Origin of the sequence: Burkholderia sp. Ac-20353, assembly GCF_017104785.1 — a bacterium.
GTDB lineage: Bacteria > Pseudomonadota > Gammaproteobacteria > Burkholderiales > Burkholderiaceae > Burkholderia.
Genome location: NZ_JAAGPL010000032.1, coordinates 34,000 through 58,186 on the forward strand (window position 1 = coordinate 34,000; position 24,187 = coordinate 58,186).

Annotated in this window: 16 protein-coding genes and 1 pseudogene; 14 read left to right on the plus strand and 3 right to left on the minus strand. The window is 64.6% G+C overall.

Annotated features, from left to right (window positions below; translation table 11 throughout):
- Positions 1-15: 15 nt before the first annotated feature.
- The 9 genes from G3N94_RS13080 to G3N94_RS13120 all read left to right on the plus strand — a co-directional run bounded on the left by G3N94_RS13080 (position 16) and on the right by G3N94_RS13120 (position 16,991).
- Entirely contained in the window at positions 16-8,598 is an 8,583-nt protein-coding gene (locus G3N94_RS13080; protein WP_205792806.1) for an Ig-like domain-containing protein, read from the plus strand.
- The gene (locus G3N94_RS13085; RefSeq protein ID WP_205792807.1) at positions 8,595-9,098 is read left to right on the plus strand and encodes a hypothetical protein; all 504 of its coding nucleotides are present in this window, start codon (positions 8,595-8,597) and stop codon (positions 9,096-9,098) included. The genes G3N94_RS13080 and G3N94_RS13085 overlap by 4 nt, the downstream gene beginning before the upstream one ends.
- Positions 9,099-9,161: 63 nt before the next feature.
- Positions 9,162-10,001 carry an outer membrane lipoprotein-sorting protein gene (locus tag G3N94_RS13090; RefSeq protein ID WP_205792808.1) on the plus strand — a complete coding sequence of 280 codons (840 nt, stop codon included), beginning with the start codon at positions 9,162-9,164 and terminating at the stop codon, positions 9,999-10,001.
- A gap of 5 nt (positions 10,002-10,006) precedes the next feature.
- Entirely contained in the window at positions 10,007-10,843 is an 837-nt protein-coding gene (locus G3N94_RS13095; protein ID WP_205792809.1) for a hypothetical protein, read from the plus strand.
- The gene (locus G3N94_RS13100) at positions 10,840-12,537 is read left to right on the plus strand and encodes a c-type cytochrome (protein WP_205792810.1); all 1,698 of its coding nucleotides are present in this window, start codon (positions 10,840-10,842) and stop codon (positions 12,535-12,537) included. Before G3N94_RS13095 ends, G3N94_RS13100 begins: the two co-directional genes overlap by 4 nt.
- 161 nt (positions 12,538-12,698) lie before the next feature.
- On the plus strand, positions 12,699-14,084 hold the full coding sequence (locus G3N94_RS13105) for a cytochrome C (protein WP_205792811.1): 1,386 nt from the start codon (positions 12,699-12,701) through the stop codon (positions 14,082-14,084).
- A gap of 156 nt (positions 14,085-14,240) precedes the next feature.
- Entirely contained in the window at positions 14,241-14,912 is a 672-nt protein-coding gene (locus G3N94_RS13110; RefSeq protein ID WP_205792812.1) for a c-type cytochrome, read from the plus strand.
- 154 nt (positions 14,913-15,066) lie between these two features.
- On the plus strand, positions 15,067-16,305 hold the full coding sequence (gene ccsB / locus G3N94_RS13115) for a c-type cytochrome biogenesis protein CcsB (RefSeq protein ID WP_205792813.1): 1,239 nt from the start codon (positions 15,067-15,069) through the stop codon (positions 16,303-16,305).
- A gap of 176 nt (positions 16,306-16,481) precedes the next feature.
- Complete coding sequence (locus G3N94_RS13120; RefSeq protein ID WP_205792814.1) at positions 16,482-16,991, plus strand: DUF1269 domain-containing protein; 510 nt, start codon at positions 16,482-16,484, stop codon at positions 16,989-16,991.
- Between the two features lie 94 nt (positions 16,992-17,085).
- On the opposite strand, the gene G3N94_RS13125 is transcribed toward G3N94_RS13120, so the two are convergent.
- Positions 17,086-17,718: a lytic transglycosylase domain-containing protein gene (locus G3N94_RS13125; protein ID WP_205792815.1), complete on the minus strand. Its 633-nt coding sequence runs from the start codon at positions 17,716-17,718 to the stop codon at positions 17,086-17,088.
- 548 nt (positions 17,719-18,266) lie between these two features.
- Here G3N94_RS13125 and G3N94_RS13130 point away from each other — a divergent pair.
- Positions 18,267-19,052 carry a response regulator transcription factor gene (locus tag G3N94_RS13130; protein ID WP_346778691.1) on the plus strand — a complete coding sequence of 262 codons (786 nt, stop codon included), beginning with the start codon at positions 18,267-18,269 and terminating at the stop codon, positions 19,050-19,052.
- 15 nt (positions 19,053-19,067) lie between these two features.
- Here G3N94_RS13130 and G3N94_RS13135 read toward each other — a convergent pair whose 3' ends face one another.
- On the minus strand, positions 19,068-20,198 hold the full coding sequence (locus G3N94_RS13135; RefSeq protein ID WP_205792816.1) for a histidine kinase: 1,131 nt from the start codon (positions 20,196-20,198) through the stop codon (positions 19,068-19,070).
- Positions 20,199-20,368: 170 nt separating this feature from the next.
- A complete protein-coding gene (locus tag G3N94_RS13140; protein WP_205792817.1) occupies positions 20,369-20,977 on the minus strand; it encodes a hypothetical protein in 609 nt (202 codons plus the stop codon).
- Between the two features lie 67 nt (positions 20,978-21,044).
- On the opposite strand from G3N94_RS13140, the pseudogene G3N94_RS13145 reads away from it, so the two are divergent.
- The 4 genes and pseudogenes from G3N94_RS13145 to G3N94_RS13160 form a co-directional block, all read left to right on the plus strand.
- Positions 21,045-21,515: pseudogene (locus G3N94_RS13145) on the plus strand (SCO family protein); the annotation flags it as partial.
- A 99-nt stretch (positions 21,516-21,614) separates the two neighbouring features.
- On the plus strand, positions 21,615-22,289 hold the full coding sequence (locus G3N94_RS13150) for a response regulator transcription factor (RefSeq protein ID WP_241021804.1): 675 nt from the start codon (positions 21,615-21,617) through the stop codon (positions 22,287-22,289).
- Positions 22,290-22,472: 183 nt separating this feature from the next.
- The gene (gene gspG / locus G3N94_RS13155) at positions 22,473-22,922 is read left to right on the plus strand and encodes a type II secretion system major pseudopilin GspG (protein ID WP_205792830.1); all 450 of its coding nucleotides are present in this window, start codon (positions 22,473-22,475) and stop codon (positions 22,920-22,922) included.
- Positions 22,923-22,975: 53 nt separating this feature from the next.
- Positions 22,976-24,178 carry a type II secretion system F family protein gene (locus tag G3N94_RS13160; protein ID WP_205792819.1) on the plus strand — a complete coding sequence of 401 codons (1,203 nt, stop codon included), beginning with the start codon at positions 22,976-22,978 and terminating at the stop codon, positions 24,176-24,178.
- The last annotated feature ends 9 nt before the right edge of the window (positions 24,179-24,187 follow it).

Genomic DNA, 24,187 nt, shown 5'->3' on the forward strand with positions numbered 1-24,187 from the left:
GTGGGGAGAAAGGCGATGAGGTCCACCAAGCTCACAGCGACGCTCCTTGATCTGTTCAAGGCGGGGGTCGCGGCATCCATGTTGCTGACGGCCGGCGAGGCATGTTTCGCGCAGACGGCCGCCCCGCAGCCGCCGGTCGTCAATCTGACGGCGAAAGCCTCCACCGCGCTGTTGCCGGACGGACAGTCCGTGCCGATGTGGGGCTACACCTGCACACAGGCTGCAAACAATGCCACCTGTACATCGGCGAATCCGAAAGCCGGCGCGAACTGGTCGCCGGTGGTGATTACCGTGCCGGCCGGGCCGTTGCAGATCAACCTGACGAACAACCTGCCGACCCCGGTGCCGACGTCGCTGGTCATCGTCGGGCAACTCGGTGGCGGGCTGGGTGACCATGCGACGTCCGTAGCGAGTCCGGTGCATCCGACGCAAACCGCGACGACCTGGCCGATCGTCTCGTCCTCCACGGCCGCCCCGACGCCGTACTCGACGCCGCCCGCGGCATTCAAGCCGCCCTCGCAAGGGCCGCGTGTCCAGTCGTTCGCGACCGAGGTGGCGCCGACGACCGGTTCGACGGCGTACACGGCGCTCACGTGGGCGAACCTCAACCCCGGCACCTATTTGCTCGAATCGGGCACGCACCCGTCGATCCAGGGGCCGATGGGCCTTTACGGCGTGCTGGTCGTGAAGAGCCCGAGCGTCGCCACCACGACCTGCAAATCGACGATGGTGGCCTATCCGAAACCGGCGACCTCGAATACGACGACCTGCTATGACGCCGACGTGCCACTCGTCATGAGCGAAATCGATCCGGTGCAGAACGCGGCAGTCGCCGCGGCCGTCGCGACACCTGGCTTCAGCGAAACGGCCGCGTGGTCGGGGCAGCCCGGCGGGTGCGGCGATTCGAAGTCCGTGTCGTTCGGTACCTGCTATCCGCCGGCGGTGAACTACGATCCGCGCTATTACCTGATCAACGGCGTCGCTTTCGACCGCACGAGCCCGAACTTGTCGGCCTTTCCGCCGAGCGTGAACGTGTCGCCGACGACCGGGCAGATCCTCGTGCGCCTCGTGAACGCCGGCCTGCGCATGCACATTCCCGCCGTGGTCGGCGCGCAAACGGGCAGCCCGTCGTCGGTGCCCGGGTTCTCGCTGATCGCCGAGGACGGCAACCTGCTGCCTGGTAATCCGCGCATCCAGAATTCCGTGTTCATGGCCGCCGGCAAGACTAGCGACGTGATCGTGAACGCGCCGGCCGCAGGGCCGCTGCCCGTGTACGATCGCGAGCTGAGCCTGTCGACCAACAATATGCGTGACGGCGGCATGCAAGGCTACATCGCGGTCAACAACGCGATGCCGTCGGCAACCGCAGGCATCGGTGAAACCCCGTCTACCACGACCGCAAAGTACTTCTTCGTGCAAAACGTGACCCTGACGGTCTCGGACCCGGCCAAGGGGGTGATCGCGAACGACTCCGGCGTATACGGTGTGAAGATCGCGACCCCGCCTGCCCATGCAGCCCTAAATTCTTTCAACCTGAACACTGACGGCACGTTCACCTATCTTTCCAACGGCACGACCGACGATCAATTCACCTATCAGGTGACGAACGGCGCGAACCCGGTGACGGGGCCGGTGACGGGAACGGTGCTGCTGAAGGCCTGCACCCAAAGCAATGGTTGCATGTCGACGCCAACGGCGAACGACGCCAAATTCACGAGCAACATCGCATTGCAACTGCAGGTTGGCGCGCCTGGCGTGCTCGCCAGCGCGAGCGATCCGGCCGGGTTGCCGCTCACAGCGCAGCTCATTCCGACCAACGGCGTGAGCGCCACTAACGGCAACGTGACGCTGAACCCGGACGGTTCGTTTACCGCAATGCCGACGAAGCCGCTTACCGGCAGCGGTGCGTCCACGCAGACGGTAACGTTCCAGTACAAAGTCACCAATACGCAAAACGTGCAAAGCACGACCACGGGGAAAGTAACAGTCACCTTCAATCCCGGCAGCGGGCTCGTGGTCAACGTGATGGATGCGCCGAGCATGGCGCCGGGTGCCATACCGGTCAAGCTCACCGACTATCGGTGGATCATCGAGGAAGACCGCACGATGCAGATCGATCCGGCCTGCCAGGTGAATTCGTCGACGGGGCGGCCGTCTTACTGTCCGCCACTGCCAGTCCCAAGTCTCGGCACGAACTTCCATACGAGCTACATGCCGGTGGTGGCCGCCGGCTGCGTCGGCGCGGTCGCGTGCGAGTCCGGCCAGATGGTGTATGACCAGGCGTCCAAGACGCATATGGCAGCCGTCTGCGACGTCGGCAACGGCGTGTGCCGCACCACCGGCCCGAACGCCACACAACAGGCGCAGGTCGATCCGATGTACGCCGCGCTCGATCCGACCAAGCACTACTACATCTCGATCCTGCCTGGCGACGCCGGCAACACGTTCACGAACGGCGGCGGCGTTCCGTACAACGGCAAGAGGCAGTTCAGCATCGCGCAGGACTGTCCGTCGGGCCCGGGCGGCGCGGATTTTGCGCCGGGCAGCGGCAAGTGCGGGCACAGCATGGGCGGCGCGCCGATCACGCCCGCGCAGATCGCGGCCGCGCAGGCCGCGCCGGCCGGACAAGCAGGGCAAGCAGGACAAGTCAACGTGCTGCTGACGGAAACGCCGTATCAGACCGCCAAGCTCTCGGTGTTCGTGTTCGAGGACGACGCGCCACTCAACGGTGAAGTGGACGTCAGCGGTGGATCCGACGGCTTCGGCACGGCGCGCGAGCCGGGCCTCGGCGGGTTCGAGATCAAGCTCTGGGACGACGCCGGCGGCACGGGCGACCCGACCGGGCAGATGACCTACGACATGTTCAACATGCCGCTGTCGAATGCGCTGCAAGGCACCATCGACCCGCTCACCGGGCTCAACGCGTGCCCGATCACGGCGGCGGCCGGCGGCCTGGTCGGCATGATCCCGACCTGCCCGAAATACGAGTCGGACGGCAAGACGCTGTCGCCGCTCGTCGGTCAGGCCGTCATTGCGAACCTGATGCCAGGCCGGTACGGCGTGATCGCGACGCCGGCGGCCGACCGGATCGGCCGCGGAGAGGAATGGCTGCAGACCAACACGCTCGACGGACAGAAGGCGCATGACGCGTTCATCAAGGTCGGCGGGCCCGCGTACTTCCAGGAGTTCGGGCCGGCGGGCTATCACGTGTCGATCGGCTTCGCGAATCCGCAGATCATCAACGCACGGCGGACCAATGCGGGGAAGACAGGACTGTGCGACACGGGCCCGTGCCCGAACACGATCACGGGCACCGTCACGAACCTGCACTACAGCCGTCCACCGAACGAAAACCTGTACAGCAGCGGGTCGCACGATTCGCTGGCGTTCTCTCAATGCTACGTGAGCGTCGGTGACCCGGACGGCGAGGATTACGGCTTTACGAAATGCGACGACAAGGGCAAGTTTACGATCAGCAACCTGCCCAGCGGCACGACGCGCATCACGATCTTCGATCAATGGAACGACCAGATCGTCGACGGGCTCGCGAAGGCGGTGCAGCTTCCTGCCGCCAACGGAAGCACGACGGTCGACCTTGGCGAGATTCCGGTGCTGCAGTGGCAGACGAACCTCTATACACGGACCTTCATCGACAAGAACCTCACCGGCATCTGGGACGAAACTAAAGACGCGCCCATCGCACTGGCTTCGGTCAACCTGCGGTTCCGCGACGGCAGCTACTCGGGCTTCAATGCAACCGACGCCAACGGCGTCGCGCCGTTCAACGAAGTGTTTCCGCTGTTCAACTGGTACGTGGTCGACGACGACATGACGCGCTACGCGACGACAGGCACGCACGTGGTCTATGACGCGGGCGGCGTGGTCGACAGCACCACGGCGCTGGGAGCCCGGACGTCGAAGATTGCCGCGAACCTCGCGAACACGACCGAGAGCTTCTCGCTGCCGGCGAACCTGCGGGTGCCGGGTGCCCGGTATTGCTCGGACGCGGACTGCAGCAACACTGGCACCGGTTCGACCGGCCGGGTCGATCCGCCGTGGGTGACGTCGGAGGCGTGGCAGGGCTTCTCCGGCCAGAACTCGTTCATCGAGTACGGCAAGAGGCAGTTTGCGCCGACCGAGAACGGCGGGATTCGCGGCGAGGTGATCTACGCATCGACGCGGCCGTTCGACGATCCGACGCTGCTCATCCATACGAAGTGGACGCCCAACGTGCCGGGCGTCACGGTGAACCTGTACCAGGAAGGCTCGGCGATGGACGGCACCACGAACCTGACGCTCGTCGACACGACCAAGACGTCGAGCTGGGACGACTGGGCACAGGGCTTCCGCGCCGACAACGTGACGCCGAACATGAACTGCCCGGGACAGGATCCGAGCGACCCGTTCATCTTCACGCTGCAGAAAACCACCAACTGGCTCGATCCGCAGCATCGTCAGTTGCCTTCAAGCGCGCAGTACAAGTGCTATGACGGCATGCACGTGTTCAACCAGATCCAGCCGGCGCCGTATGACGGTGCGTACAAGTTCCCGAGCGTGACGGCGACGGATTCAAGCGGCAAGCCAACGGCAACGGGGACGAACTGCAAGATTTGCACGACGAACCTGAATCCCGTCGACCATACCCCGATGCTGCCTCCGGGCAAGTACGTGGTCGAGATCATCGTGCCGCCGGGCTATGAACTGGTGAAGGAGGAGGACAAGAACATCCTGATCGGCGACAACTACATCGCGCCGGTGACGCAGCAGTTCGGCGGGATCGGCAACGTGTACATCCTCCCCGACCAGGCTGCGGTGAACTCGACCTACAACATCAACAACCCGCAGAACATGACGACGAACCTCGGTTCGACGCCGCATGCCGAGGGCGACACTGGCAGCGTCGAGCGGTTCTGGCCGTGCGTCGGCGAGCTGCGCATTGTGCCGGACTACATCAGCCTGTTCCCGGGATCGCAGGAAGTCGCGCCGTTCGCGGGTGCATCGCGGCATCTGTGCGATCGCAAGGAAGTGGTGCTCACGAACGAGGAATCGGTGCTCGCGAAGTTCTGGATCTTCAGCTCGACGCACGTCGCCGCGCACTACACGGGCTTCATGCTCGACGACTTCTCGTCGGAGTTCGACCCGTATTCGCCGCAGTTCGGCGAGAAGTTCGCGGTGCCGAACGTGCCGGTTTCGTTCAAGGACTTCTCCGGCAACGAAGTCGCTCGCACCTATTCAGACCAGTGGGGCATCTACAACGGCCTGACGTTCTCGACCTGGGAAGTGAACCCGCCGAACCCGACCGGCTATGCACCGACGATGATGGTCGCGTGCATGAACGACCCGGGCCCGATCCCCGATCCGAAGAACCCAGGCAAGACGATCAACGATCCGTTGTACAACCCCGCGTACAGCCAGTTCTGCTACGAGATTCCGTTCATGCCTGGACAGACGCAGTACATGGACACGCCGGTGGTGCCGGTGCAGGCCTTCGCTGACGGATACAACCAGCCCGACTGCGCGTATCCGGATGCGACGCCCGCGATCTCGAGCGCGAACGGCGACGGTGTGGGCCCGTGGGTCAGCGCACCCGGCAATACGCTGACGATCAACGCGCTGGGCGACCAGCAGGTGCCGAACAACGCGTACTCGGGACCGAGCACGCCCACGCCGCCGTTCAACCAGAAGTTCGTCACGCGGCACTACGGCTTCGGCGATAAGCAGGGAACGGGATCGGTGACGATCGCGGGTGTCAACGCGCACGTCGTATCGTGGAGCGACCAGACGATCGTCGTTAATGTGCCCGACCTGAGCATCCCGCTCCCGCCGACGATGGAGGCGCCCTCGACCTGCACGATCGCGCAGATGGGCTTGCCTGCGACCACGCTTGCGGCCCAATGCGGCGAGCTCGTGATCACGGCCGGCAACGGCAAGCGGTCGATCGACACGGTCACCGTGACGATCGGTGGCAACCCGCCGACCCACGTCAACGGCGAGAACGGCACGAACGACGCGATCCAGAAGGCGATCGACAGCGCGAACGCGGGCGACCTGATCGTCGTCGGTCCGGGGACGTACAACGAGATGCTGGTGATGTGGAAGCCGGTCCGGCTGCAAGGTGTCGGCGCGCCGTCGGTGACGGTCAACGCGAACACGCATCCGTCGGGCAAGCTGGATCCGTGGCGCAGGCTGATCGCGTGCCTGTTCGGCACGTCGCTGGACGGCGGGCCGATTACTGCCCCCAACTACGTCGCGGGAACGCCGGTCACGCCGAAAAACAACCCGTACGATCCAACCCTCACCTATCAGTGCGGGCCGGAAAAGCTGGGCCACGCGGATCCGATCCCGTTCGAGCCGACCATTGGTTGGGACAGCATGCAAAACGGCAACCTCGGTGAGTTGCTGATGGAGCCGTCGCTGATGGGGGCATACGAAGGCGCGGGCATCACGGTGCTGGCGAAGGGCGTGCAGCCGAGCACGGACTGCACGGCAAACGGCATTTGCCAGCCGCTCAAGAAGAGCGATTGCACGACGGACAAGAACAACCCGAACTACAGCAGCTTCATCTGCAATCCGTCGCGCATTGACGGGATCACGTTCACCAACAGCTCGCAAGGCGGCGGCGGGATCTTCCTGCACGGCTGGAACCATTACACGGAGGTGTCGAACAACCGGGTGACAGGCAATGCAGGCACGCTGACGGGAGGCATTACGGTCGGCCAGGTGGAGGTTCCGGACGGGATCATCGGGCCGGACGGCGTGACGCAGGAGCCGTTCCTGTACAACAAGTACGTCAACGTGCATCACAACGCGGTCACGTCGAACGCTTCGTATGGGGACGAAATCAATTCGACCACGCCAGCGTCTGCCGGTGGCGTGACCTTCTGCTCGGGTGCCGACTACTACCACTTCAACTACAACTGGGTATGCGGTAACGTCAGCGGCGGTGACGGCGGCGGCGTCGCGCACTTCGGGTTCAGCTACAGGGGCGACCTGTCGCACAACGTGGTGTTGTTCAACCAGAGCAACAACCCGACGCTCCCGACGTATGGCGGCGGCATGATCGTGGAAGGCGTGCCGCCTGACGGCACGTTCTGCGAGAACTCCACCGTCGACGTCGATTGCGCGCCGCAACTCTCCGACGGCGTCGGCCCGGATATCATGGTCGATGGCAACCTGATCATGGGCAACACCGCTGAAAGCGGGAAGGGCGGCGGCCTGCGGCTGCAGAACGTCAACGGCACGGATGTGCAGCGCAACCTCGACCACCCGAGGAAGTGGTATCAGGTCACCGTGATCAACAACATCATCGCGGACAACGTGGCAGGCTGGTCGGGCGGCGGTGTATCGCTGCAGGATGCGTTGCGCGTGAACTTCATCAACAACACGGTGATCGCGAATGATGCGACGGCATCGGCGGGCGTGCTCTTCAATACGCCGGCTGCGTCGCAATCGAACGTACTGCCACCGGGATGCACGACCAGCCCGAACAGCGCGGAAACGACGTGCACGAGCTACATCGAGAAGTCGACGCCGCAGCCGGCCGGGCTGGAAACCGCACCCAATTCGCAGCTCCTCGTGGCCGCGCTCACGCCGCCCGTGGGCTTCAACGGGACCGTCGGGTGTCCGGTGCCGCACGACCTGACCTGCCTGAAGTTCTCGAACCCGGTGCTGACCAACGACCTGTTCTGGCAAAACCGCTCGTTCTATATCTCGGTGAGCGCGACGCCCGACCCGACCATCCCGGGCGTGCAGAACGCGGTCACGTTGAATCCGGTGCTGAACCAGAAGGGAACGTCGACCGGCTTCTGCGTGACGGGTGGCACGACTCCGCCCGCCTACTGGGACATCGGTGCGTACGGCGATACGGGACCCGCCAACCACAGTTCGGGGCTGACGATGAACCCGCAGCACTCGATCATGACCAGCACGGCAGGTTACGGTGGGACCAACATGGCGAAGGACCCGCAGACGATCGGCCAGTACTGCAACGGCTCGCGCGTGCCGCCGGAACTCAATGGAAACGGCTTTGCCGTGCCGCCCGGGATTGCCGACGCGGTGCTGCCGAACCCGTTGTTCGGGTTGATGCCGACCGCGACGCCCGATGAAGGCAACCAGTGGATCAACATGTCGTACGGACCGTTGTCGCTGTTCAACGAGGCGCTCGTGGCGGGCAAGCCTGGCTATAACGTGATGATGGGCAACTACTCGATCCAGAGCACGTCGCCGGCGATCGGCGCAGCCACGGGAGCCGGCGCGCCGAATCACGACATCTTCGGCACGCCACGTCCACAAGGCTTGCAGGCCTTGCAAGTCCAACAGGGGCAACAGGGACAAGACAGCGGTTACGACATCGGCGCGGTCGAGTTCGTGCGGTCCGGGGCGCTCGGCGCCTTGCTCGGCAGCAACCCGATCGATCCGCTCGCGTTGGGGAGTCAGCCGTCCGGCCTGGCCGGCCTTCTCCCGCAGATCCTCGCGCCAGTGGCAGCACCGCTCAACAACGCGCGGCTTCCGGCGCCAGCGGCGTTGCCGGTCATTAACGTGCCGGCCCCCGCGCCATTGCCGGCCACGCTCAACAACGTATTGGGAAATCTGCCATGAATCGCCCGCCGGTCCGCACCGCAACGGCGCTGCTGCTCGCGGGCGGCGCCTGCCTCGCCGCGGTCCTGCCCGAGCCGGCCGCGGCCGGGCAGACCGGGCAGGGCACGCAGGCCGCTCGCGTGCACTCGCCGTACGCGCCCGTGAGCCTGCCGCGAGAGGCGAAGGCGTATTACCAATTGGCGAAAGGCATCAGCGACCTGCACGTGCGCAGCACCGCGTCGGGCAACCTGATCCGCTTCAGCTACCGGGTGACCGATCCGCAGAAGGCGCAGCAGCTCGCCGACCCCAAGGCAACCGCCTATCTGTACGGGGAAGCGAGCCACGCGATGCTCGTGGTTCCGGTGATGGACCAGATCGGTGCGCTGCGACAGTCGGGCCAGCTGGAGGCTGGTCAGGAGTACTGGATGGTGTTTTCCAACAAGGGAGGGCCGATCAAGCGCGGCGACCGGGTCAGCGTGCTGGTCGGTTCGCTCCATATCGACGGTCTGGTGGTCGAGTAATCACACCCAAGCGCAGCAGGCCGCACGGCGGGGGCCGGCGGATTGCCTGCGAGGAGACAAGTCATGAACCGGTTTCTTTTCAAGTCGATCCCGGCGGCGTGCGTCGCCGGCATTTTGGCTTGCAGCCAGGCCGCCTTCGCGGCATCGGCAGCGGGGAATGCCCAGGCGCCATCGGCATCGCATCTGAGCGTGGCGCAGATCGTCGAACGCAATGTCGCGGCCCGCGGAGGGCTGCAGGCGTGGCGAGCAGTGTCGTCGATGAAGATGACGGGCGAGCTCGATGCGGGCGGCAAAAAGAACGTCAAGCTGCCGTTCACGCTGACGTTGAAGCGTCCGCACAAGAGCCGGCTCGAAATCCAGTTCGAGCAGCAGACGGCGCTGCAGGTGTTCGACGGCGCGCAAGGCTGGACCGTCAGACCGTTCCTCGGACGTAACGAGGTCGTGCCGTATACGCCGGCGCAGCTCAAGTCCGCCGCCGCATCCGCCGAGCTCGACGGCCCGCTGATCGACTACGCGAACAAGGGCACGACGATCCAGGCGCTCGGCACCGAGCAGGTGGAAGGTCACCGCGCATACGTGCTGAAGCTGACGACGAAGGAAGGCGCGGAGCGGCGCCTGTGGGTCGACGCGGCGAGCTTTCTCGAACTGAAGATCGAAGGCGAGCCGCGCGTGCTCGACGGCAAGACGCACAGCGTTGCCATCTTCTATCGCGATTACAAGAAGGAAAACGGTGTTGTCGTGCCGCATACGCTCGAGACTGTCGTCAGCGGCGTCAAGCAGACGCGCAAGATCACGATCGAACACGTCACGATGAACGAGACGGCCGACGACACGCTGTTCGGCAAGCCGCCGCTCACGTTTGCCAAGGCGACGAACCACGCGTCCGATGTCCGGACGAGGTGATCGCCATGAGACGAATCGGATCGTGGGTGGCCGCCGCCTGCGTGATGGCGGCCCTGTGCGCGTGCGAGCAGATACAGGGGCAGGGTCTGAGTGCGGACCAGGTCGTCGAGAAGAACATCGCGGCGAGAGGCGGGCTCGACGCGTGGCGCAAGATCCAGACGATGGTCTGGTCGGGCCATGTGGACAGCGCGAACTCGCCGGTGCGGGACATGCCATTCATCCTCGCGATGAAACGCCCGAACAAGACGCGCTTCGAGATCACCGTGTACAACCAGAAGGCCGTGCGCGTGTTCGACGGCCACGAAGGCTGGAAGCTGGGCGCGCGCAGCGGGGGCGGCGCAAACGTGCGGCCGTATACCGTGGACGAACTGACGTCCGCGCGCGACGAGCAGGTGATCGACGGGCTGCTGATCGACCATGACGCGAAGGGCGTCGGCGTGACGCTGGACGGCGTCGATCAGCTGGACGGGCACAGTGCGTACCGCCTTGCGGTGAAGCTGCCTTCCGGCGCGATTCGCCATCTGTGGATCGACGGTCAGACGTTCCTGGACGTGAAGGCCGACCGCCAGGTACGCAGCCCGCGCGGCCTGGTCACGGTCGAGATGACCTACAGCAACTACAAGCGTATCGACGGGTTACAGATACCGCTGAAAATCGAAAGCGGTACGGCGGCGTCGCCGAACAAGGACACGCTGTTCATCGACAAGGTGACGCTGAACCCGCAGCTCGACGACATGATCTTCGCCCGGCCCGCATCGCCGGGGCAGCGCCGCCCGGTTTCGATCGATGCCAACGCGGCGCCGGCGCAGCCGGCCACCGGCCACCCGACGCCACGGCCATGAACGGCATCCGCATGCGACTGCGCGCCCTCGTGGGCGCGCGCCCGCTCGCGTCGCGCATGCTCGTGCGGTGCCTGCTGCTGGCCGCGCTGAGCGTGCCTGCGGGCGAGGCGGCCTGCGGCGAGGCAGCGGCGAGCATCGCGCCGCTGGATGCGGGGGAAGCCATTTTCCAGCGCGGCATCCTCGGCTCGGGCGAGCCGCTCGAAGCGGTGCACGCAGACGGCGTGCGCCTGCACGGCGCCGCCGCCGCGTGCATCAATTGTCACCGGCGCAGCGGTCTGGGCTCGAAGGAAGGCAACAACACGATCCCGCCGATCACGTGGCGCTACCTGGTTCATCCGCGTGCGCAAACCGCGGAGGATCTCGACATTCCGTATGTTCCGGGCATGCGCACCGATCGCGAGCCGTACACGCAAGAATTGCTCGCGAGAGCGATACGCGAAGGAATCGATTCGGAAGGCAGGCCGCTCGGCAACCTGATGCCGCACTACGCACTCAGCGATGCCGACATGGCGGCGCTGACCGGCTATCTGCAACGCCTCGACCAGCACAAGCCGTCGGGCGTGACGGACACGGTGCTGCATTTCGCGACGATCATCACGCCCGATGCGGATCCGGTGAAGCGGGCGGGCATGCTCGACGTCCTCCAGCATTACTTCGCGGAAAAGAATACGTTTCCGTTCGGCACGACGCCGGCGCTGCGCTCGACGCGAAAGATGATGTTCATGGTCAATCGTCGCTGGGAACTGCACGTGTGGGAGCTCAAGGGCCCGCCCGACACGTGGCATGAGCAGTTGAGACAGTTTCTCGCGCGGCAGCCCGTGCTGGCCGTCGTGTCGGGACTGGGCGGCCGGAACTGGGCGCCCGTCCACGACTTCTGCGAACAGGAGGCCGTACCTTGCCTGTTCCCGAACGTCGAAGTGCCGGTCGGGACGGATCACGACTTCTATTCCGTGTACTTCTCGAGGGGCGTGCTGCTCGAGGCCGACCTGATCGCGAAGCGCATTCTCGACGAAGCCGATGCAAGGCCGGCGCAGAAAACGGTGACGAAGGTCTGGCAGGTCTATCGCGCGGGCGACAACGGCGAGCGAGGCGCACAGGCGCTGGCTGCGGCGCTGAAAGGTCGCGGCATCGCGGTGTCGAACCACGTGCTCGCCCGCGGCGACAGCGTCGCGCACGCGTTGCATCGGATATCGCGCGACGACGTGCTGGTGCTATGGCTGCGGCCGCCTGACATCGCGGCGCTCGACCATGTGCGGCCCGTGTCGGACACGGTCTTCATGTCCGGGCTCCTCGGCGGGCTCGACAACACGCCGTTGCCGACGAGCTGGCGCGGCGTGACGCGGCTCGCGTACCCGTTCGACTTGCCCGAAGGACGGCGCGTGCGCGTCGACTATGCGTTCGGCTGGTTCACGATCCGGCAGATCCCGATGGTCGCGCCGCAGGTGCAGGCGGACACGTATCTCGCGTGCGGCCTGCTTGCCGAGACGCTCAGCCATCTGGTCGACGCGTTCGTGCGCGAGTACCTCGTCGAGCGCATCCAGGACATGCTCGAACGCCGCATCCTGACCGGCTACTATCCGCGCCTGACGCTCGCGACCGGACAAACCTTCGCATCGAAGGGCGGTTATATCGTGCGGTTCGCCGGGCCGGATCGCATGAAAGTCTCTGCTGACGGGGACTGGATCGTCCCCTGAGCAGCCACGTTGCGCGCGCATCGGGTAGAAATCAGATCGTAATAAGAGGGGGTTGCCCCATGCCGTCTTCGGTCGGCTGCTCGCACAATGAAGACACCATGTGACGTTCGAACGTCACGCCGGAGCGTAACGACACAGGGCGTTGGGGGAGGGAATCAGCCATGACAAGCATTCTTGTCAGCCATGGCACACGTCATCACTGGCTACGTCGTAGCTGGACGGTCGTGCTCGCGGCGCTCGCATTACTGCAGGTGTCCGTCGCACAGGCACTGCCGATCTTCGCGCGCCAGACCGGACAAAGCTGCGTCGCGTGCCACGCGGGCGGGCAGTTTCCGGAACTCACGCCGTACGGGCGCATGTTCAAGCTGAACGGCTATACGATCGGCGAGCGGACGATTCCGATCGCCGCGATGGCCATCGGCGACCTGAGCAAGACGCGAGCGAACAGCGACGCGACCGGCAATCCGATCAACACGAAGAACGGCCTGCCGATGTTCGACTTCGCGAGCGTGTTCCTCGCCGGCAAGATCACCGACAAGATCGGCGGTTTCGCTCAGTTCACCTATACGAACTACGATCACCAGGACGATAGCGGCAAGTGGAAAGGGCACTGGGGATCGGACAACACCGACTTCCGCTTCGTCGACCGGATCATGACAAGCGCGAACGATCTGATCCTCGGCATCACGGTGCACAACAACCCTACCGTGCAGGACGTATTCAACTCCGCGCCTGCATGGGGATTCCCGTACATTTCGTCGACGATCAGCCCCGTCGCGAAGATTCCGAACCTGCCGGTGATCGAAGGCGCCCTCGCGAGCCAGGTCGTCGGCACGGGTGCCTACCTGTACTGGAACAAGCTCGTGTACGCCGAACTGACCGCATACAGCACGGCCGACGGCATCTGGTCGTTCCTGAGCCACGGCAACGACGAAGGCAACCCCGTGCACCCGCAGGTCTACCTGCGCGGCTACAACCCGTATGCGCGCGTCGCACTGACACGCGACTGGGGGCCGCATAGCGTGATGGTTGGCGCGTTCGGGATGAGCGTGAACATCTATCCGAACGACTCGAACAACTTCCCGATCTTCGGCACCGGTGTCACGCGCTTTCGCGACTACGGCTTCGACGCGCAGTACGAGTACCTGTTGGAACCGCATACGGTCACCGCGCAGGCGCGCTACGTGCGCGAGAACATTCACGATCCGAACAACTTCGTGGTGGCCGACAACACGGCGGCGAATCTCAACTCGCTGCGGCTCAAGGCCGGATATGTGTACCAGGACAAGTATGGCGTCGCGCTGTCGTTCTTCAATACGACCGGTACGCCGGACAGCGCGCGGTATTCGGCCAGTGCGAATTTCCATCCGAACACGCAGGGCTGGATGCCGGAAATCTTCTGGATACCCGTTCAATACGTGCGCGTCGGCCTGCAGTACACGCATTTCACGAAGTTCCTCGGTGCGACCACCAACTATGACGGCAACGGGCGCAACGCGAGGGACAACGACACGCTGTTTCTCTATCTATGGGTCGCTTCGTTCTGACATCCCGTCCGGCGTTTCCCGTGCGCCCGGCCGACTGGAGCACGCGTAACGAGCGGGCGGCGCGCATCTCGCATCGCGTGTCGATGCGCATGCGCACCGCCGCCGAACGGGATCGAACGAGGGCGCGGCAAAAATTGCGGCAAGGAGGTACGTAACATGAACAGGGTGGCCCATATCGTCTCGCTTGCGATGCTGCTGGCCGGATCGGCCTGTCACGACCTGGAGCGGTCGCGGCAAGTCGACAACCCCGACGTGCCGGGCAAGACCATCGCGCTGCAGGTGTGCTCGAACTGCCACGGCGCGACCGGCGTGTCGGTGTCGCCGATGTTTCCGAAGCTCGCCGGACAGCGCAAGGAATACCTCGTCGACCAGTTGACGGATTTCAAGAATCACGCGCGTTCCGATCCGAATGCGAAGCGGTTCATGTGGGGCTTCACGCATCTGACCGACACCCAGATCGACGAGCTGGCGACGTATTTCTCAAGTCAGCCAGTGACCCTCGGTGAAGCCGACGATCGCGCGCTCGTCAACGCGGGCAGGGAGATTTTCGTGTCCGGCTTGCCGGACAAGGGCGTCGCCGCGTGCATCGCGTGTCACGGCCAGCATGGCGAGGGGATGAACCGGTTCCCGCGTCTTGCCGGGCAGCATGCGGACTATGTGATGAAGCAGCTCACGATCTTCCGCGAAACCGACACACGGCCGCGCGGCGCGGTGATGAAGAGCGTGTGCGCGAACATGTCGGAGCAGGAGATGCGTGCCGTCGCGGCTTACGTCGAGGCATTTCCGCCGGAGGCAGAGGTATCGGCGAGCCCGCCGGCCGATCAATGATCGCACTGCACCGAGCCAGCGCCGCCTGCGGCACGCGCTGCAGGTCGTACGGCGAACCAGCGCTGGCGGTGATCGTTTCGGTGTCTCGTCTCCCCCGGGGCGGGGCACTGTTTTTTTATTCCGGCAGTACGCGGTTCCATCCTGGTGAATGACCATGAAGGCGATTCAATCCTCTCGTGGCGGAGCGGCGCCAGTCGGCAGACCGCCACATCAGCGACACGCCGCGTCGGGCACCGTTCGCGCATCTGCGCCGGACGACGCGCGTCAATCCCGTGTGCAGCAGTTCCTCGCGCGCGTGTCGCCGCTCGACTGGCTGTTCGCGCTTGCAACGGTCGCAGGCGCAGGCTTCGCGCTGTCGCGCTATTACGCGTCCATGAACGACTACGACAGGCTCGTGCTCGCGTGCGCGGTGCCGGCGCTCGTCACGCTCGGCTGGCGCTGGAAGCCGGCGCAGCTGCTGATGGCGTCGATTGCGGCGCTGTCGCTGCTGTCGATCCGGATCTACCAGGGCGACCTCGCACGTGCGGATTCGGCGTTCTTCCTTAAGTATTTCCTGTCGAGCCAGTCCGCGATCCTGTGGATGAGCACACTGTTCGTGCTCGCGACGATCTTTTACTGGATCGGCACGCTGGCGCGCGCGGAGTCGGGTGGCGCGATCGGCCAGAAGCTCACGTGGGCCGCGGTGCTGATGGGTTTCACCGGGTTGATGGTGCGCTGGTACGAGTCGTACCTGATCGGCAGCGACGTCGGCCACATTCCGATTTCGAACCTCTATGAAGTATTCGTGCTGTTCTGTGTGATCACCGCGCTCTTTTACCTCTACTACGAACAGCACTACGGCACGCGCGCGCTCGGCGCATTCGTGCTGCTGATCATCAGCGCCGCGGTGGGCTTCCTGATGTGGTATTCGGTCGCGCGCGATGCGCAGCAGATCCAGCCGCTCGTGCCGGCGCTGCAGAGCTGGTGGATGAAGATCCACGTGCCGGCGAACTTCATCGGCTACGGCAGCTTCGCGCTGTCGGCGATGGTGTCGGTCGCGTACCTGGTGAAAGAGCATGGCATGCTCGCCGATCGCCTGCCGGCGCTCGACGTGCTCGACGACGTGATGTACAAGTCGATTGCGGTCGGCTTCGCGTTCTTCACGATTGCGACGATCCTCGGCGCGCTGTGGGCGGCCGAGGCATGGGGTGGCTACTGGAGCTGGGACCCGAAGGAAACCTGGGCGCTGATCGTCTGGCTGAACTACGCGGCATGGCTGCACATGCGCCAGATGAAAGGGCTGCGCGGCGCGGCGGCCGCATGGTGGGCGCTGACCGGGCTCGTCGTCACGACGTTCGCGTTCCTCGGCGTCAACATGTTCCTGTCGGGGCTGCATAGCTACGGGCGACTTTGAAGCGTGCGCGAGGTGGTATCGAATGCGGGTGCCTACCGCACGCGCCTACTGCGGGCATCTACTGCGTTCTACCCATGCATTTCGGCGAGTCTTCCCACTACAAGCGGGGGGCGCGCCGGACCAGAATGTCTTCAGGACCATCCAGGCATTCCTGACGCACGGTAGGGGTCGTAGCCATGAGACGCGTATATTTCCTGTTGCCGACGCCGCAATGCGCGCAGTCGGTCGTAACCGAGCTGCTGGTGCAGCGAGTCGAGTGGCGACACATCCATGTGATCGCTAACCACAGCGTGATGCGCGACGGGTTGCCCGAGGCCACGCTCGCGCAACGCAGCGACCTGCTGCCGTCGCTTGCCCGAGGCACGGCGGTCGGCTGCGCGACCGGCATGCTGGTGGCGCTGATCGCGCTGGTGTTTCCGCCTGCCGGGCTGCCGATCGCCGGCGGCGCCTTCGTGACGATCACGTTGTCCGGCGCCGGCTTCGGCGCATGGGCGGCGTCGATGATCGGCGTCGATGTGCCGAGTTCCCGCCTGAAACGCTTCGAAGAAGGGATCGAGCGCGGCGAGCTGCTGATGATGATCGACATTCCGAAGGACCGCGTCCACGAGATCGAGGATCTGATCAAGCATCACCACGCTGAAGCCCATCTCCAGGGAGAGGACCCGACCATTCCTGCATTTCCTTGAGCCGTCAGCCGGCCTGAGCCGATCGGCACGCGTTGTCGAACGTCGCGCCATTGCGATGCTCGACAACGCTGTTGCGCGCCGACAGCCCGCGCAATCAGTTCGACGCGAGTAGCCGCTTGTAACGCGCAAGCACGCGCGGGACATACTGGCGTGTCTGCGGCAACGACGGAATGCGATAGCCGGCGCGAATCACCGCGTTCTCTCCGGCGTTGTATGCGGCCAGCGTGAGCTCGACATTCTCCTTGAACAGGTCGAGCAGGAAGCGCAGATACCGCGCGCCGGCCAGCACGTTGTCGCGCGGGTTCAGCATGTTTCCGCTCGAAAACCGTCGCGCGGTGCCCGGCATCAGCTGCATGAGCCCGAGCGCGCCTTTATCCGACACCGCCTTCGGGTTGTATCCCGATTCGACGTCGATCACCGCGCGAAGGAGTTCGGACGGAACGTGAAATGCGCGGCTCGCTTCGTCGATCACGTCCGCGAACGAGGACAGCGCGGCGGCGCCAGACAGCTTCGACGCCTCAGGCTTCGCACCGGGCTCGGCGGGCGGGTCGCCTGCGACGATCACCTTCAGGCCGGTGTTGCCGGGCTGGTTCGTCAGGACGATTGCGCCACTGTGCGTGACCGTGCCGAATATCTGTGCATGCGCAACCGACGACCATGCCGAGCCGAGCCCCACGCATGCGGCAACGATCGCGATTCCCAGTCGGGATGAAGAACAGTCGTGCATCTTCCAGGTCTCCTGCACCTGGATTGTGGTTCATGGAAAATCGGATCGGCAATGGGGCGCCTCCCTACACTTCGATTCCGGAATGTCCGCCGCGCAAAGCGGTGCAAGTTTGTTACATTCGAAATGGGCAGTAATCGATGGTAATAAAAGCAAATTGACAATCCTTACGACGCGCCGTTTTTTTCTTCTATTTCTGGCGTCGCGGCAGCCAAATTCTTTTCCTGAATCTTGAAAGACGAGCGGCATTTCCGCTATCGGTAGTCACACTGACGCACCCGAAAAGGTCTACTGATTCAATTCTGAAACACTCCCGACGGGCTGCACCGGTTCGTGGCGGGCACGCCTGAGCCCTGTCCCTGCCGCCACTGGTTCGCAACGCAATGGCACGAAGCTTGCGAATGCCAACCGCATAGCAGTCGGTTGTCGGAAATTTCACTTACTAAATTGCGCCGGGAAAACACCCGGCGAGAATTCCGGAACTGCGCAATCACGTGTCCACAATGAGCGGAGCGCAGCAGCCCGGGGGGTGGCAACCGGGAGTTGAAGTCGTGAATACCAAATGTCGCGTGGTTATCGCAGAGGACCATGATCTGTTGAGAAATGGCCTGCGATCGATGCTTTGCGCGCAAGGCGATTACGACGTCGTCGGCGAAGCAAGGGATGGCAAGGAGGCGTGTCATCTGGCGATGACGCTCGCCCCCGATCTGATCCTGATGGATCTGTCGATGCGCGGGATGAACGGCATCGATGCGAGCGCAACGATCAAACGACGATCGCCGCACGTGCGGATCGTCGCGCTCACGGTTCACCAGAGCGAAGAGTATGTGCGGGAAGCGTTGCGTGCGGGCGTCGACGGCTATGTGCTCAAGGACGTGTCGTTCGACGAGCTGCTGCTCGCGATGCGCACAGTGATGCTGGGCAAGAAGCACCTGAGCGCGGACGTGTATGGGTACATGGTCGACTCGTTCGTGACGGGCCGGGAGATGCCTGCGCCGAGAAAGGCGTGGGACGTCCTGACCGCGCGCGAGCGCAGCGTGCTGAAGCTGATTGCCGAAGGGCGCACCAACAGGCAGGTCGGTCAATACCTGAACCTGAGCCCGAAGACGATCGAGAAGTATCGTGCGAGCATGATGCACAAGCTTCATATCGCGAACCTGACGGAGCTGGTGCTCGTCGCGATGAGCATGGGCATGTTGACCACGCTCGCGGCGAAGTGCGCGGAGCCGAATGCGGACGACGTGCCCACGCACTCGACCGACAACGGCGCTCAGACGGTCGCCGCCGGCGCGCGCATGCAGCTGGACGATTATCCGCTCGGCGAGGCGAAGGGCTGAGCGTGATCGCATGCGTCAGAGCGCCCAGCGCGCCGAGACGAGCGTGCCGGCCGTGGCCGACGACGCGATCGAAAACGTGCCGCCTTGCGACTCGACGCGGTGCTGCATGCCGATCAGGCCGAGTCCGGACGTGTGCGCGTCTTCGGTCGTCAGCGGGCGGTTCTCGTAGCCGATGCCGTTGTCCTGGATCGTCAGCAACAGGCCGCCCGCGTCGTGTCGCAAGCCGAGCGCGATTTCGGTGGCCTCCGCATGCTTGACGATGTTGTTGAGCGCTTCCTGCGCGACCCGGAACATGTCCGCCTTCAGATGTTCCGGCACGTCGTCGTCGTCGACGTCGCAATCGAACTCGACCGACAGCATTTCCGCGTCGCGCTCGATGCGCCGGCACAGCGACGCCAATGCCGCGGGCAGGCCGAGCTTGTCGAGCATCGGCGGGCGCAGTTCGCCGCATATCTGCCGCACTTCGCCAATCGTCTCGCGGATCCGGAAGACGGTGGCATCGAGCAAGTTCGCGGCTTCTTCGATCTCGCCGCGGCGAATGCGCATCAGTGCGTCCTCGTTCATCAGCTTGACGAGCGTCAATGCCTGACCGAGGCCGTCGTGCAGTTCCGCGGCAAGCCGGTGGCGTTCCTTCTGCTGGCCCATCAGCAGCCACGCCTGGCACGTGCGCGCGCTCGCATCGGGCAGCTCGGCCGCATCGGGCGGATCGGGCTCGAAGGCGAGGGGTTCTTCGAACAGTGTCAGCAACAGCCCGATGCCTGCTCCCGTGTCGGGAAGCACTTGCTGATGCAGCATGAGGTGGGCGGGATTGCCGGTTCGGCCGCTGAGCGTCGCCTCGAACGAATGGCACTGGCAGGCGGCGCTCTTCGACAATTCGTCTGCCAATTCGGCGCGGGCGTCGTCAGGCGCCATGTCGAACAGATGCTTGCCGATCAGATCGGTGCTCGAATAGCCCAACAGCGCCGCGGTGCTGTGATTGGCCGATATGAAGATTCCGTCGGCCGTGAGAATCGCAAGCGCTGCCCCGCGCGCATCGGTCACGACGGCGCCGCGATCGCTCGAACCGACCGCGCTGCGAAGCTTGCGCATCGCATCGATCAGATCGAGCAGCTTGATCTGCGGCCCGTCAGGCTGGCGTTCAATCATGGGAGCCCCCTGCGCGCGGTTTTTCAGGAAAACGTAAGGTTCTGCCATTCTAGGACGCGATCCACGCAAGTCGCAACAGGGTGATTGCGGAGTCGTCATGCGGGGATCTCCCCGCAGCACACAGCGGGTATTCCAGCAAGCGGACATACCCTACCGGCGTTTGGGGGGCGTCATCCCATGACGCATTCGTCCGAATTCAGGACACTGCTTTTGCGAGGTAATGAAACCGTCACGGTGTTGTGTAGCGCCAGGGAGGCCGACATGAAAAGGATTGCCAGATCGACGATGGGGGCGTTCGTAGTCGCGGGCGTCACGCTCGCCGCGAGCGCAGCATGGTCCGCGACGACCGACAGCGCCATCGAAGGCGCGAGCGAGAACGCCACCGCGAATGCTGCCGCGAACGTTGCCGAAAATGCGGCCATGAGTGCCGGCGCGAACGCCACGCAGGCCACTGTCGAAGGCGTCGTCGAGAAGGCCACGGAGAACGCTGTCGAGAACCCCGCCGCGAAATCCGATGAGGATGCGACCGAAAGCGCGACCGAAAGCACCACCGGGAACGCGGCCGAAGGCGCCGACATGCAGATGTCCCACGATGGCATGCCGGGCATGACGCACACGCCCGAGAACGCCGGCGACGACAACGACAACACACCGAGCGCCAAGCCGAACGCGACGCCGAACACCACCGACAGCGTCAGCGAGAAAGCTACGGAGAGCGCGACCGGAAAATCCGACGGCGACGCCGCTGAAAACACCGTCGCAGGCACCATGGTGAACACGACCGAAGATGCCCACATGCACATGCATCACGCCGTGATGCCAGGCACGACGCACATGATGGCCCAATACACTCTGCCATCGGTCCAGCTCGTGCGTGACGACGGCAAGGCCGTGTCGCTGGTCGATGAAGTGAATGACGGCCGGCCGGTGATCCTGACTTTCATCTACACGACCTGCACGACCATCTGCCCGATGATCAGCCAGACGCTCGAGCAGCTGCAGAGCGAGCTCGGCCCCGACCGTGACAAGGTGCACATCGTGTCGATCTCGATCGATCCGGAAGAGGACACGCCCGCACGGCTCAAAGCATATGCGGCGCGCTTCGAGGCCGGCCCCGAGTGGCAGCACTACACGGGCACGGTCGACGCGAGCATCGCCGCGCAGCGCGCGTTCAACGTCTACCGCGGCGACAAGATGAATCACACGCCGGTGACGTTCCTGCGGGCCGCGCCCGGCCAGTCGTGGCTGCGCATCGACGGCTTCGCGACGCCGTCGGAACTGCTCGACGCGTATCACGACGTCGTCGCTTCCAACTAGGCCCTGTTCACGCTGATAAAAATCGGGCTTGCGCCGGCCGCCAGAGCGGCCGCGCGCGAGGAATCCCACGCGCAACGCGTCCGGCAAGGAGCAGCGAAATTGGACAAGAAGCATCGCGTGCTGATTGTCGAGGATCAGCATCTGCTGCGCATCGGCCTGAGCCGCATGGTTTCCGAGCTGGACGACTACTGCGTCGCCGGCGAGGCGAGCGGCGGGATCGAAGCCTGCCGTCTCGCCGCGCTGACGCTGCCCGATCTGATCCTGATGGATCTGTCGATGCCGGGCGGCAGCGGCTTCGAAGCGATCGCGACGATCAAGCGCGATACGCCGCACACACGGATCATCGTCCTCACCGTTCACCACAGCGAAGACAACGTGCGGGAGGCGTTCGCCTCCGGCGCGGACGGGTACGTGGTCAAGGATTCGTCGTTCGCCGATCTGGTCCGCGAAATGCGTTTCGTGATGCAGGGCAAATGCGTGGTCAGTCTCGACGCATACCGTTCGCGTGTCGGCCTGCATGGACTGCGCGACGAGAACGCGCACAAGGCGCGATTGTGGAATACGCTGACGAGCCGCGAGCGCACGGTGATGCGTCTCGTCGTCGAAGGGCACACGAGCCGGCAGGTCGGCGAGTGCCTGCAGATCAGCCCGAAAACGGTCGAGAAGCATCGCGCGAACCTGATGCACAAGCTCGGCATCACGAACCTGACCGGCCTTGTCCACTTCGCGATCGACATCGGCGTGCTCGCGTTGACCGACGACGGGCGTGTGTGAAAACCCTCCACGAACGGGTCGGGCAACTGGGGGGGCTTTACCCATGTCGATGGACGGCACTCCCTACTTCTGGCCCGTATCGACCTGAACAAGAATGCATTCAACGGCTTCAGCATTGCTGACGCCGCAGGTCGATACAGGGAGGGGGCCGTGCAAGACGAATTGTCCTCGATCCAGCCCGGCATGCCCGGGCATCCGCGGCGTAGCGCCGAATGCGCCCGCCGCGCACGCGCAAGCCGCGGCTTCACATTGCTCGAACTGCTCGTCGTGATGGTCATCATCGGCCTGCTCGCGGGTCTCGTCGCGCCACGGTATTTCGAACAGGTCGGCAAATCGAACGTGAAGGTCGCGCGTGCGCAGATCGTGTCGCTCGGCCAGGCGCTCGACCAGTACCGGCTCGATGTCGGCGCGTATCCGTCGACCGAAGAAGGTCTGGAAGCGCTCGTGACCAAGCCGCAGAACGAGCCGCGGTGGAGCGGCCCGTACCTGCAGAAGGCCGTTCCGGTGGATCCGTGGGATCGTCCGTACCAGTATCGTTCGCCGGGCGAGCATGGCGACTACGACCTGTATTCGCTCGGCAAGGACGGGCGCGGCGGCGGTACCGGCGAGAACGTGACGATCTCGTCGTGGTAGGGATGCGTGGCGTCGCCACGCAAGTCGTGAGCCAGTCTGCAAGGAGAGTCGACGTGAAGTTCGTGCTGCGTGTCTTCGATACGAATGGCTCGGTCCAGACGCTTCGCATCGACAGCGATTCATCGGCGAGCGCGGCAGCGCTTGCGCGCTCGCGCGGCCTTCGCGTCGTCTCGGTGAGCGCGGACGCCCGCCGGCAGCAGCGCAGCTCGAGCCGGCTCCGGATGCCGGGCGCGCGGTTCAACGTCGAGATGTTCGCGCGCGAGCTCGCGGCGCTGCTCGAGGCTGGCGTAGGCGTCGTCGACGCGTTGCGCACGCTCGGCGGCAACGCGCGACGCGAAGCATCCGCGCAGGTGTATCGCGATCTGCTGCGTCAACTGGAAGAGGGGCAGTCGCTGTCCGCGGCGCTCGAGCATGCGAGCCACATCTTCCCGCCGGTGATGGTGGCGTGCGTGAAGGCGAGCGAACAGACCGGCGGCCTTGCCGATAGCCTGACCCGCTACTCGCGCAACAGCGCAACACTCCACGAGCTGCGCGCGCGCGTCGTGTCGGCGGCGATCTATCCGACGGTTCTGCTGTTCGTCGGCGCGGCCGTCGTGCTGTTTCTGCTCGGCTTCGTCGTGCCCCGGTTCGCGACGCTCCTCGAACACAGCGGACGCGAACTGCCGCTGATGTCGCGCCTGCTGATGGGGTGGGGCAGCATGGTGCACGCGCACGGAACCGGGCTCGGCGTCGGTCTCGCGGTGCTGGCCGTCGCGACCGGCATCGCATTGCGCCGGCCGGCGCTGCGGATCTGGATCGCCGATCGGCTGCTGGCGCTGCCCGGCATCGGGCAACACTTCCGCGTGTTTCGCCAGTCGCAGTTCTATCGCACGACGTCGATGCTGGTCGACGGCGGCATTCCCGCCGTCCGCGCGTTCGACCTCGCGCGCGGCCTCGTCGGCCACGCGGACCAGGCCGCGCTTGCGGGCGCGCTGCAGCAGGTGCGCAACGGCGCGAGGATTTCCGATGCGTTCCAGCAGGCCGGCCTCGCGAACGCGATTGCGTACCGTCTGCTGACGGTGGCCGAGAAGACAGGCGGCCTCGGACCCGTGCTCGACCGGATCGCCGCGTTCCAGGAAGCGCAGGTGTCCCGCACGATCGATCTGATCTCGCGACTCATCGAGCCCGCGATGATGATCGTGATCGGCGTGGTCATCGGTGGAATCGTCGTGCTGATGTACCTGCCGATCTTCGAGATCGCGTCGAGCATTCAGTAGATCGTCATT